A 12,191-nucleotide genomic window follows, 5' to 3' on the forward strand; every position below is an offset into this window, starting at 1 on the left:
CGCACTTACCAGGCGCGACAGGTGTTCTCCGGAATGCCGGCAATGCGGACCCATTCGTAGCCAGACACTGCCGTCCCCGCTACATCATAGGTTTTTGGCCTGCGCTCGAAACACGGGCCGAAGGCATTCTTTGCGGGTGTGAGCATCTCACCTTGAAGGATCACGCGCGGAAATTCCTCGGCCGCCGATTTGCCCAGCTCGCGCGTGAGCATCGCCATCCAGGCATCGTGGTCGAAGCGAACGCCTTTCTCCCGCGATACAAACATGGGGCGCAGAAAATCGTCGAGCTTGCGTTGTCCCTTTGACTTCGCTCGGATGCGCGCGTCCAGATCGGCAAAGTACAGCGCGCCGCGATTGTAGGGCACGTGTCGCGTCGACCGTGACCTCCGAACCGCCGTCTCGCACCGGCTTCATGGTCATTTCCAGATCCGCACCCGTTGCCGACCATGTCGAGCCCAGCAGGCACAGACTCAACGCGGCCTTGAGCTTGAATGCGTTCCCCATCCGACCTTCTCCCTTGAACCGGTACGTGCGTCCGAATCGTCAATGATAGGCGAGCACCCGGCACGGGTATCGCCACAGCCTCAACGCCAAAAGAATACATCCGACCTCCTAAAAGCGATGCGGCCGACCGGCTCCGCAGCCAGCGCGAAGGTGGCACACTCCGACGCATGAACCTGCAAGAACTCATCGCACGGCAACGGCCCGGTTGGTCGTTGGAGCAACCGTTCTACACGTCGGCGGAAATCTATGACCTGGAGCGTAAGACGTGGCTGGCCCGGCAGTGGTATGTGCTCGGCCACAGCAGCGAGGTTCGCGAAAGCGGCTCGTTCATCGTGCGCGACCTGCTCGGTGAATCGCTGATCATCGTTCGCGGCAACGATGGCACGGTGAGAGGCTTCTTCAACGTGTGCCGACACCGTGGCTCACGTATCTGCGATGCCGACGGCAAAGCTGCCAGCTTGATGTGCCCCTATCACGCCTGGACGTATCGACTGGACGGCACGCTGCGCTCCGCGCCGGCCCTGCCCGAGGGCATCGATACGAGTCAGTTGGGCCTGCGTCCCGCACCGGTGAAAGAGATCGGTGGCGTCATTCTGGGTAGCTTGCAAGGCGAGCTTGAATCGTTGGAGCCGGTGCGACAGGCGCTCGAGCCGGCACTGATTTATCACGGCGTACCCAACGCACGCATCGCCGCCCGCCGACACTATCCGACGCGCGGCAACTGGAAGCTCGTCATGGAAAATTTCATGGAGTGCTATCACTGTTTTCCCGCTCATCCCGAGTATTGCAGCGTGATGCGACACGTCGATGCCTTGGGTCGCGTCTCGAGCGACGGCGCGGCCCGGTGGCAACAGACCCTCGAGGAATGGTTGCGTAACCAAGCCAACCCGGACTCGCCCATCGGCAACCAACAATTCAACTTCACCGCTCCGGTACAAAGTTACGGCGCCACGCGCGCACCGATCGGCGGTGGCTGCAAGACGCAAACCAAGGATGGCGAACCGGCAGCGCCGTTGATGGGAGAACAAAGCAGGTTCGACGGTGGCGTCAGCACCCTTCGTATCGATCCGTTCGTCTACATCGCAGCGCTCAACGACTACGTTCGGCTGTTTCAATTCCTACCGACCGGCCCGGAAACGACCGACGTCGTGCTGACCTGGCTGGTGGATGGCGAGGCGCGCGAACCTGATGTGGATATCGAGAAGCTGGTGTGGCTGTGGGATGTCACAACCGTTCAGGACAAGGCGCTCATCGAGCGAAACGCCGCGGGCATTCGCTCGACTGCTTACTCTCCAGGGCCCTATTCGACCCTGGAGAGCATGCCGGCGCAGTTCGTAGGACGATATCTGCGCGAACTCGCCTTATGATCCGACGCGAATCACGCCGATACCGTTCTCGATACTGATCTTGGTGTTATAGCGCTGCGATGACCGTTGCAGCGACTCCAGAATGCGGCGGGCCGCCTCGCCGGTGGCCAGGCGCGGCGTACCCTGATCCAACCTCGAGCGCTTTTCTTCCGGCAGCCCCAAGGTAATTGGATAGAGCCGCACCTCGGCAACTCGACCGCCGCGGAACTCGCTGATTGCGATCACGCTCTCGAACCACTCGCGGCGCCAATCCGTGCCCAGCTCGAAGAACAGGCTGCCCATCCCGTAGAAGATCGGCTTGCCGTTGTAGATCTCCACACCGCGCAGCACATGCGGCCCGTGCGTGACGACGATGTCCGCACCGGTGTCGATAGCATCATGAAACAATCCCTGCATGAAGTCCGCGGGCGCCAATGTGTCGGGCGCGGCGTCCAGTTCCTGTCCACCGCTCTCCGTCTCATGAGCATGAATGGAGAACACAGCAAGGTCGGCGCCCTGCTTACCCATGCGAACCGCGCGAAGCACCCCATCACGATCTTCCTGGTTCAACTCGTAGGTGAGCCCGGTCCGGTCGGACAAACGAAAGGTCTGTTGAATGAAGATTGCCTCATTGGGCGTCAACGTGACTTCCGTATCGCCCGGATCGACCAGCTTTCCTTGGCGCTTGGCAATTCCTTTCATCACCTCGAGCTCCGGCGCCGTCACCAACGCGATCGGTCGACTACGAATGGCCGCGATACCCGGGCGTGGCGCTTTGAACTGACGACCATCGCCTCCGCCCGCGCCTGCGGGTGACATGGGCATGAAGGTCGTTGCCGCTCCGATGAGCGCTACACGGCCGCGCGAGGTTGTCAGATACCCCGGAGCACGAGCCTGCTGAAGGCTCAGACCGGCGCCGGCATGGACCAGGCCCGCCTCGTTGAGATTCCTCAACGTCTCGGCCAGTCCCTCGACGCCCCAATCCAACGAATGATTGTTCGCGGTCGACAGCATCGTGATCCCGAACCGCTTCAGATCGGCCGCGACGGATTTGGGAAGAAGCGGACCGCTGCCGATGCCGCCCTGTTCGAAGCCGCCGTTTTCCGCCGCCGGAGCGCCTTTGAAATCCCAGGTGTCGAACAGATTGGCTTCCAGATTGGCAAAGCCCGCATCCGACTTCTGAAACAGCTCCAGCGCTTTCAGCAACGCCGGATCGTTCATCGCAAGCCGAGGGTTGTAGAGCCCCAGCAGATCGCCGCCCGCAGCGAAGGTGAATCCGTCCTTCACGCTGGCCGCGGGCGCCGCGCTCGTCTCGCTTCGATTGGACGCGATGGCTGGAGCATGCTTGAGCTCCGGCTTCCACTGTGCGGCGGCGGGTAGCGCCAGAATGCTACCGAGCACAACCGCTGAGATGACTGACTTACGTCGATGCATGGGTCTGTGTTGCTCCAATTTTTCTTGCGTGCGCAGTGACGGGCTCATCCAACAATCCCAACGTGTCCTGTCGCGCATTCTCCAGATCGGATCGCAACTGAAACGCCATGGGAATGAAGATCAGCGCGGCGCAGACGTAGAGCGGCACCAGGGCGTAGAACGCGTAACGCAATGACTGTTCGCCGAACTCCGCGGTCAAATGACCGCTCAGCGCTCCAAGCAGCAGCGGCCCCAGGCCGGCACCGATCAAATTCACCGTGAAGGCCAGCACCGCCGTCGCAGTGGCTCGGGAGTGAACAGCTGAAAGATTTTGCACGAGCGCATAGCAAGGCCCGATGTACACGCCATTCGCAAACGACGGCACGATCAGCAACCAGAGCATCGTATTCTCGCTCTGCGCCATGCACATCCAGAAGACGGCGGGCGCGGTCAACATGACACTGATCATGGGCACCCAGATGATCCAGCGAGGATCGTGCTTGTACAGCCGATCCGCCGCGACGCCGCCAAAGTAAGTGCCGAGGAAAAACGGCACACCCTGGAACAGCGCCAGGCGTGCGCCGAGATCCTGCAACTCCACGCCGAAGCTGCGATGAAACAGCGACGGCATCCACAAGATCATGCTGTACTCCGCGATCGACATCAAAATCAGCGCCGCCGTCAACAGCGTGAAAGTCCGTCGCTGAAACAAGCGCCGGATGGCGATGCCAAAGGGCAGCGGCTCGACCACTGCCGCAGCGCCATCCGACAACCCACGCCGCGGATGAGGCACGGTGAAGATCAGCAACAACGCAAGCGGCACGCCCACCAGCCCCAACGCAACGAACGACATTCGCCAGCCGACGGTCGATTGCAGCCAGCCGCCGATCCACGGCGCCACGGTGTTGCCGGCGGCCGAGCCGAGCCCGATGATGGACATCGCGGTGGCCCTGCGCTCGATAGGAAACAAATCCGCCACCATCGATAGCGAGGGCGCCATCGCGCCCGCCTCGCCACAGCCCACGAGCATTCGTGCCAGCAGCAGAAACACGAACCCGTTCGCCAGACCCGACAACCCCGTCGCCAGGCTCCAAAGCAACACCGCGCACGTGAGAATGACGACGCGATTGTAACGCTCGGCCAACCTGGCAATCGGAATCGCCAGCGTCGAGTACAACAGCGCGAACGCCGCGCCGGTGAGCAGGCCGATCTGGGTGTCCGTAATCTGCAGATCCGCGCGAATGGGCTCGATGAGAATCGCCAGCACATAGCGATCCATGTAGTTCAGCCCGACGACGAGCGTAACCACCAGCAAGGTCCAGTACGCCGTGCGTCGGCTCATGATGTGCGTCCCCAACTCACTCATTGGCGCTGCGAATAATTAGCCAACGGCTGTTCACGAATCTTGGCGCGCTGTCGAATTTTTTAGCCGATGCGGCATTTGACCGACGCCCCCACCCACTGCCGATACGTTCGGTAATGTGGTTATGATGACGCTTCATCCGCAAAGACGGGGGGAACGTCCATCGATGAGCACCGCGTTGCCAGCAGCATCTGTGGAGCACGCCGCGAGCTCGCGTCGTTGGTACGCACTGGCCGTGTTGACGGCGGTGTACGTATTCAACATCGCCGACCGCTACGTCATCTCGACGCTGATCGAGCCCATCAAGGCCGAGCTGCAGTTGAGCGACACGGCGATCGGATTTCTCACCGGCACCGCGCTCGCCATTTTCTACACCGGCATGGGCATTCCCCTGGGCATCCTCGCCGATCGCATCGAGCGCCGCGGATTGATTGCTCTGTCCATTGGCATCTGGTCCGCGATGACTGCGGCGTGCGGAGCCGCTGCGAATTTCACGCAGCTGCTGTTCGCGCGCATCGGCGTCGGCATCGGCGAAGCAGGCGGCACACCGGCGTCTCAATCGATGCTCGCCGATTTGTTTCCTTTCTCGCAAAGAGTCATGGCAACGTCGATTTTCGCGCTGGGCGCCGCGGCCGGCTCGATGCTCGGCTCCACCGGCGGCGGCATGATCGCCGATGAATACGGTTGGCGTAGCGCCTTCTATGCGTTGGCCATTCCAGGCATCGTGATGGGTCTCATCGTACGATTCACCCTGCAAGAGCCGGTACGCGGCGTGCTCGACAAGGTTGAGGCGGATGACGCACCGACGCTCAAACAAACATTGGCCTTCATGCGGACGCAGCGCTCGTTGGTGCATGTTCTCGCAGGCGGCACCGTCGTGACCTACTGGGGCTGGGGCCTGCTGTGGTGGACGCCGGCATTCCTGCAACGCTCCCACCATCTCACGACCGGAGCCGCGGGCGCACTGACCGGCACCATTTCCGGCATCGCCGGTGCGATCGGCATCGTGGCAGGCGGCCTGCTCATCCACTACTTCGCCAAACGCGATCCGCGCTGGCAAGTATGGACCGTTGGCCTCGCAACCTTGTTTGGCACGTGCGCCTCGATCGGCGTTTACACGACCGACAGCCTGTCGCTGGCCAGTGCGCTGCTGTGGTTGTTCGTGCCCGTCGCGTATCTCAATCTGGCGCCCATCTTGACGCTGACGCAGAGCCTGGTGCTGCCGCGCATGCGTGCCTTGAGCTGCGCGGTGCTGCTGTTCGGCGCCAATGTCGCGAACCTGGCATTGGCCCCGCAGATCATCGGGCTGATGAGCGATGCGTTTCTGGCCCACTCCACGGCGGGAGCGCAATCGTTGCGCTGGGCACTGGCGGTCACGACGTTGACTGGATTCTGGGCGGCGTACCATTTCTGGGCTGCTGGACGGGACATGCGCCGCGATCTGGAGCGCGCAGGAACGGCACTGTAGGTCGGCGCACCGCGCTCGAACTTTGGTAAAGCGAAACAATTCTTAGGAGATCGGTGGGGTGCTCAGGCTATACTCGAATCGCTCGATGAACGCCGACAAATCGTCCAACGCCGACGCCACCGACGCCGAGGGCGGCAGCAATAAAGGTGGATTGTTTCGGGCCATCCTCGCGGGGCCCGGCCATTCCCTGGCGGATGCCTTCGCCAACCTGGAGCGCGCCCCGCAAGTCGAGCGCGTCTTCCGCCATCTCAAGCGGGACCTGCTCGGCGCACGCATCGCACTCACCCCCGAGGAAGGCGAAGGCTTCTGGGAATTCACCCGTATCCGCGACGAAGTGTTCGTGGTGATCGAGAACTTCGCCTATCGCGATCCGCGCTTCGAACTGGTCCCCGGCGATGGCCTGGTGCAATTCAATTTCCGGTTGTCCGGCGATCTGACCATGGCCGTGAGCCGCACCGAGCCGCTGCGAGTCAACCGGCCCGCGCTGCTGATCTGGAATCAGCCGCAAGGCCTGGAAGTGAGCGAGTGGACCGCGCCGAGCGCGCATGAGAAATGCGTGGTCATCACGGTAGAGCCTCAATTCCTGGTCGATCATTTCCTCACCACCATCGCGGACGTGCCGAGTCAGTTGCAACCGTTCGTGACCGGTGGCCGTGGCCAGATCAACTATTGTCAGTTACCGCTCTCGGCGCAAATGTTCGAGCTGGCTTCCAAGCTGGTGAACAATCCCTACAGCGGCGCCCTGGCGCTGGTCTATACCGAAGCTGTGACCTTGGAGTTGTTATGTAGCGCGGTCGGCGGCTTCAGCACCCTCTCGAGCGCGCCGAACGAGCAGTACTCTCAACGCGAGTTGCGCTGTCTCCATGCGGCCCGCAACTACTTGATGAAACAAATCACCACGCCGCCGACCATCCGACAAGTGGCTCGCGCGGCCGGCATGAACGAGACCACGCTGAAGAAGGGCTTCAAAGCGATTTTCGGCGAGACTCCTTTCGATTTCAGCGTTCGCTGTCGCATGCAGCATGCACTCACCATGCTGCGCGAAGAGTCGATACCGGTGGCGCGGGTCGCCGAAGCGGTCGGCTACAAGCATCAGACCTCCTTCGCCACCGCGTTCCTTCGGCATTTCGGCATGCGGCCGAAGGACGTGCGACGCGGTAAGCCTCGCTAGTCCAACCGCCACCCGAACGCCAAACAAATAGCACGCTATCGCCAAGCATCGGCGGATCGCTCGCGAGCCCGGCTCTCTAAGATTCCCCTTCGACCATTCGTTGCGGGATCCTGATGAAAACTCATGCTCGGGTCGTCGTCATTGGCGGCGGCGTTATCGGCTGCAGTGTGCTGTATCACCTGACCAAGCTCGGTTGGACCGATGTAGTCCTGTGCGAACGTAAGGAGCTGACTGCCGGCTCCAGCTGGCACGCGGCGGGCGGCTTCCACGCCATCAATAGCGATCCGGGCGTGTCGAGGCTGCAGGCCTACACCATCGACCTGTATCGCGAGATCGAAAAGGTGTCCGGTCAGGACGTCGGCCTGCACTTCACAGGCGGCCTGAATGTCGCGGCGACGGCCGCGCGCTGGGAACAGTTGCGTAGCGATTGGGCACGCCATCGCACCCTCGGTCTCAAGACCGAGCTGGTGGGACCGAAAGAGATTCGCGAGATGTGCCCGCTCATCGATGTGAAAGGCGTGTATGGCGCCATCTACGATCCGATGGAAGGACATCTCGATCCGTACGGCGCAACCCACGCGTACGCGAAAGCTGCACGCCAGAGAGGTGCGGAAATTTATCGGCACACGCGCGTGCTGGAGCTCGAAGCGACGACCAAAGGCACGTGGCGCGTCGTCACCGATCAAGGAACGATCGAAGCGGAGCATGTGGTCAACGCCGGCGGTTTGTGGGCCAGAGAGGTTGGCCAGATGGCCGGCGTGAATCTGCCCATCGTCGCCATGGAGCATCACTATCTGCTGACCGAGAATCTGCCCGAGCTCGAACAGATGTCGGGCGAAATCCCCCTGGTGCTGGATCTCGATGGCGAGATTTATCTGCGACAGGAGCGCAAAGGCGTATTGCTCGGTGTCTATGAGCGCGACGCCACGCCCTGGGCGTTGAACGGCGCCCCTTGGGATTACGGCCAGACCGAGCTGCTGGCCCCCGATCTCGATCGGCTCACCGATGCGCTCAACAAAGGATTCCAGCGCTTCCCTTCGCTGTCCAATGCCGGCATCCGCAAGATCGTCAACGGTCCCTTCACTTTCACGCCTGACGGCAATCCGCTGGTCGGTCCGGTGCCGGGCCTGAAAAACTATTGGGCGGCGTGCGGCGTGATGGCCGGCTTCGCACAAGGCGGCGGCGTCGGCCTGGCGCTCTCTCAATGGATGGTCTCGGGCGAGCCTGAAGGCGAAATCTATGCAATGGATGTCGCGCGCTTTGGGCCGTACGCAGCGTCACGCAACTACACTGTGGCGAAGGCACGCGAGTTCTACGCTCGTCGCTTTCAGATGGCCTACCCCAACGAATACTGGCCCGCGGGTCGGCCGGCCAAGACTTCGGCTGTGCATGCAACGCTGCAGGCGGCGAATGGCGTATTCGGCGTGAGTTACGGTTTGGAAGTGCCGCTGTATTTTGCCCGCAAAGGCGAGCCTGCAAAAGAAACACCCAGCCTGCGACGCTCGAACGCCTTCCCTGCCGTTGCCGAGGAATGTCACGCCGCTCGCGAGACCGCCGGCATCCTGGACATCTCCTCGTTTGCGAAATATCTGATCACGGGTCCGCGAGCGGAGAGCGCTCTCGCTCGCGTACTTGCTGGCCGGATTCCCGAAGTCGGCAAGGTTCGTATCACTCCGATGCTGAGTCATTCAGGTCGGCTCATGGGCGATCTCACGACCATGCGGCTCGCGGAGGATCGATTCCTGATCGGCGGCTCGGGCTATCTCCAGAGCTTTCATATGCGCTGGTTCAACGAACATCTCGCGCAGGACGGCGTGGACATACGCAATGTCAGCGAAGAATACGGCGGTGTCGCGATCTTCGGCCCCCGTGCCCGCGATGTGCTGAGCGAGCTCACCCCATCGGATGTTTCCAATCAAGCGCTGCCGTTCATGAGCGTGCGACACCTGGACGCTCACTTTGCGCCAGCGATCGTCGGCCGCCTGTCGGTGACCGGCGAACTCGGTTATGAGATCTACACGCCCGCTCAGCACCTGTCGTCGCTGCTGGATCGGATTCTGGAGGTGGGATCCTCACTTGGCGCACGCCTGGTCGGCGTCTATGCCATCCAATCGCTGCGGCTCGAGAAAAGCTACGGCATCTGGTCGCGTGAGTTCTCGCGAGACTACACAGCAAAGATGTCCGGCCTGGATCGATTCGTCGACTTCAAGCGCGGCGGCTTCATCGGTTACGAAGCGGCTCTGCGCGAGCGCGATGAGCAACCGGCGCGTCGCCTGGTGACACTGACAGTGGCCAGCGACGATGCCGACGCTGCGGGCTATGAGCCCATCTATTCGGGCGATCGGTTGGTTGGCTTCGCAACGTCCGGCGGCTACGGTCATTGCGCCGGCGTCAGCCTGGTCATGGGTTACGTGGACAGCTCCATCTCGGCGGAGGACCGTGAGCTGTCAATCACCATTCTCGGCGAGCGCCGCGCCTGCAAGATCCTGTCGCAGCCGGCCATCGATCCCGACGGCGAACGACTTCGCCGCTAACGCTCTCGAGTTCCCCTGCGAGTTGACCTGCAATCCCGTGCTGGAGATTGCAGGTCTCTTTTATCGCGAGCTAGAAATCTCTGGCGATGCTCAATCCATACGTGCGAGGCAGGATGTATTGCGCACTCACCGCGGAGGTCTTGCCTTGACGATTGTCGATGTTGACGAAACCGCGCTCATCATCGACGTTCCTCACGTACAGATTCAGATGCCACACGTCGGTCCGAAGGCCCGCACGCAGATCGATGACCTCGTGAGATGGCAAGGAAATCCGCTGCGCCTGCAGTGCCGCCGGCGCACCCGTCGAGGTGAATAGCGCATCGCGTTTTCCGATGTGGCTCAAGCTCGCGCCCACGAAGACGCTATAGCCGCCCAATTCCCAGCTCTGGTCGATCGACAGATTGCCGGCAAACTTCGGCACATAGGGCAACCGGTCGCCGTCGCGTCCGTTGAGGCCCTGATTGAGCAGCCCGGTCGCCGGGTTGATCGACGGCGTCGGAATGTCCTGACTCAGCTCCGCCTCGGTGTACGTGCCGTTGAGACCGATCGTCATGCCCTGCAATGGATTGATTTGCAGTGCCAGCTCCAGTCCACGGCTGCGGGCTTCGCCGCCGTTGGTGATGAACGCCAGATTGCCGGCATCGGTGGCCTGCAGCTGAATCTCCTGCCAATCGATCTGGAACACGGACGCGTCGAAGGTGACCGTGCGATCGAGCAGATAGCCTTTGAAGCCCAGCTCGTAATTGGTGACGGTGTCAGGACCGAAGGTCAGATTCACCCCGGGCGTATTGTTGTTGGCGCCGCCCGGACGATAGCCGGTGGCGACCCGCAGGAACGCCATGAAGTCGTCGGAGAATCGATATCGCGGCGTGAACAGCCAGGTGACTTTGTCATCTTCCGAGGGTGTCGAGCTCGTCTCGTTGTCACCGAAGAACACCACGGCCGCCGGGTCCACGGTCGAGGTGGCGCCGTTGTTCTGTTCGTTCTCGCTGTAACGCGCGCCCACCTGCACGTCGAACTTGTCAGTGAAGTGGTACGTGAGATCGCCGAACACAGCGCGCTCTTCGAAGTCGGTCGGAATATCAAAGATGGCCGCGGTACCGATCTCCCCACCGGAAGGATTCACTGCCTTGACGATCTGCAAGGTCGAGGACTCCTCCTTCGTGTAGAACAAGCCCGCGATCCAGTCGAGCTTGCGCTCGCCGCTGGAGGCCCAGCGAATTTCCTGGGTGAACTTGTCCGTCGACGATCCATTCTGGAGCCGCACCACCGAGCCCGCCGGCGAGCCGCCGTAGACCGGCGGAGGGAAGTTCGGCAGCTGGTTGAAGACGAATGGGAAGGTGGTCGTTACATCGCTGTCGTCGACAAATTCGCTCTCATTCCAGGACGAGATCGAGGTGATGTCGCTGCTGCCCAGGTCGAAGTTGATCCGGGCTTGATAGAAATCGTAGTTGGACTCGCCCACCTGACTCGAGGTATTGCGGGTCATGTCGCCGAACAACGGGCGATAGTCGGTCGGCAGCGGATTGAGACGGATGATCGCTCCGTCGATCGTCTCCGTGCGCTGCGTGAGTGCCGAAAGATTGACCGTGATCGCGTCCGTCACGTTCCAGAGGAAGGCGGCCCGACCGCCCTTCACGTCGACTTCGTTCACATCCTTGCCGCTGTTCGTGGCAAAGATGTTGTCGACGTACTCAGGATCCTGACGCGTGTAGGCGCTCACGCGTACGGCCATCTTGTCGGTCATCAACGGAATGTTGGCCGCGCCGCGCACGGAATATCCTTCTGTGCCACCCGAAACAGCGTTGGCGCCCACTTCGAGTCGTCCCGAGAATTCATCCGGATTGGGGTCCACCGTCACGAACTTGATCAAGCCACCGAGCGAGGCCGCGCCGTACAACGTGCCTTGCGGCCCCCGCAACACTTCGATTCGCTGCATGTCGGAGGGATCGAAGTCCGGAAAGCGCGGCTGCCCGAGAAACGTGGTCGAGCCGAACGGCGTATCGTCAATGGTCACTGCCAAGGTCGGGCTCGTGCCGCCGCCAGTCGTGATACCGCGAAGTGACAGCTCTCTCAGTGAGCCACCCGCGTACTGCAAGCCTGGAATGCGCGTCGAGTAATCACGCAAGCTGACGAGGTTCTGATCTCTGAGGGACGATGCATCGACCGCGGTCACTGCCACTGGCACATCGAGCACGCGTTCGGCTCGCTTCTGCGCGGTGACGACGATCTCCTCCACCACCGCCACTGACGAATCGCTCTGAGCGCCGGCCACTCCCGCCAAGCCAAGCAATGGAATCGACCATGCAAGCCGTGAATTCACTTGAACACTCCCCAGGCTGTTGTTGAATGCGAGCATGTCGCCGCCCCTCGCCCCTCTCATCGGCTGAGC

The 12,191-nt window shown here is 61.7% G+C and carries 8 protein-coding genes; 4 read left to right on the top strand and 4 right to left on the bottom strand.

Annotation, left to right across the window (positions count from 1 at the left end):
* Window positions 1–5: 5 nt before the first annotated feature.
* Window positions 6–365 (bottom strand): hypothetical protein, encoded by a 360-nt coding sequence (locus ACFPN2_RS24970; RefSeq protein ID WP_380601680.1) that lies wholly within the window; start codon window positions 363–365, stop codon window positions 6–8.
* Between the two features lie 306 nt (window positions 366–671).
* On the opposite strand from ACFPN2_RS24970, the gene ACFPN2_RS24975 reads away from it, so the two are divergent.
* A complete protein-coding gene (locus tag ACFPN2_RS24975; RefSeq protein ID WP_380601682.1) occupies window positions 672–1,871 on the top strand; it encodes an aromatic ring-hydroxylating oxygenase subunit alpha in 1,200 nt (399 codons plus the stop codon).
* Here the strand turns inward: ACFPN2_RS24975 and ACFPN2_RS24980 are convergent.
* Window positions 1,866–3,284, bottom strand: coding sequence for a CapA family protein (locus tag ACFPN2_RS24980; RefSeq protein WP_380601684.1), 1,419 nt, complete (start codon window positions 3,282–3,284; stop codon window positions 1,866–1,868). The genes ACFPN2_RS24975 and ACFPN2_RS24980 overlap by 6 nt on opposite strands.
* Window positions 3,271–4,605 carry a spinster family MFS transporter gene (locus ACFPN2_RS24985; RefSeq protein ID WP_380601686.1) on the bottom strand — a complete coding sequence of 445 codons (1,335 nt, stop codon included), beginning with the start codon at window positions 4,603–4,605 and terminating at the stop codon, window positions 3,271–3,273. The genes ACFPN2_RS24980 and ACFPN2_RS24985 overlap by 14 nt, the downstream gene beginning before the upstream one ends.
* 187 nt (window positions 4,606–4,792) lie before the next feature.
* Here ACFPN2_RS24985 and ACFPN2_RS24990 point away from each other — a divergent pair, with 187 nt between their 5' ends.
* The 3 genes from ACFPN2_RS24990 to ACFPN2_RS25000 all read left to right on the top strand — a co-directional run bounded on the left by ACFPN2_RS24990 (window position 4,793) and on the right by ACFPN2_RS25000 (window position 9,799).
* Window positions 4,793–6,094 (top strand): spinster family MFS transporter, encoded by a 1,302-nt coding sequence (locus ACFPN2_RS24990; protein ID WP_380601688.1) that lies wholly within the window; start codon window positions 4,793–4,795, stop codon window positions 6,092–6,094.
* Between the two features lie 85 nt (window positions 6,095–6,179).
* On the top strand, window positions 6,180–7,265 hold the full coding sequence (locus ACFPN2_RS24995; protein ID WP_380601690.1) for a helix-turn-helix transcriptional regulator: 1,086 nt from the start codon (window positions 6,180–6,182) through the stop codon (window positions 7,263–7,265).
* Window positions 7,266–7,378: 113 nt separating this feature from the next.
* Entirely contained in the window at window positions 7,379–9,799 is a 2,421-nt protein-coding gene (locus ACFPN2_RS25000; protein WP_380601692.1) for a GcvT family protein, read from the top strand.
* 70 nt (window positions 9,800–9,869) lie between these two features.
* On the opposite strand, the gene ACFPN2_RS25005 is transcribed toward ACFPN2_RS25000, so the two are convergent.
* Window positions 9,870–12,158 (bottom strand): TonB-dependent receptor, encoded by a 2,289-nt coding sequence (locus ACFPN2_RS25005; RefSeq protein WP_380601694.1) that lies wholly within the window; start codon window positions 12,156–12,158, stop codon window positions 9,870–9,872.
* Between the last annotated feature and the right edge of the window lie 33 nt (window positions 12,159–12,191).

It is taken from the genome of Steroidobacter flavus (assembly GCF_042651805.1).
GTDB classification, from domain to species: Bacteria; Pseudomonadota; Gammaproteobacteria; order Steroidobacterales; family Steroidobacteraceae; genus Steroidobacter; species Steroidobacter flavus.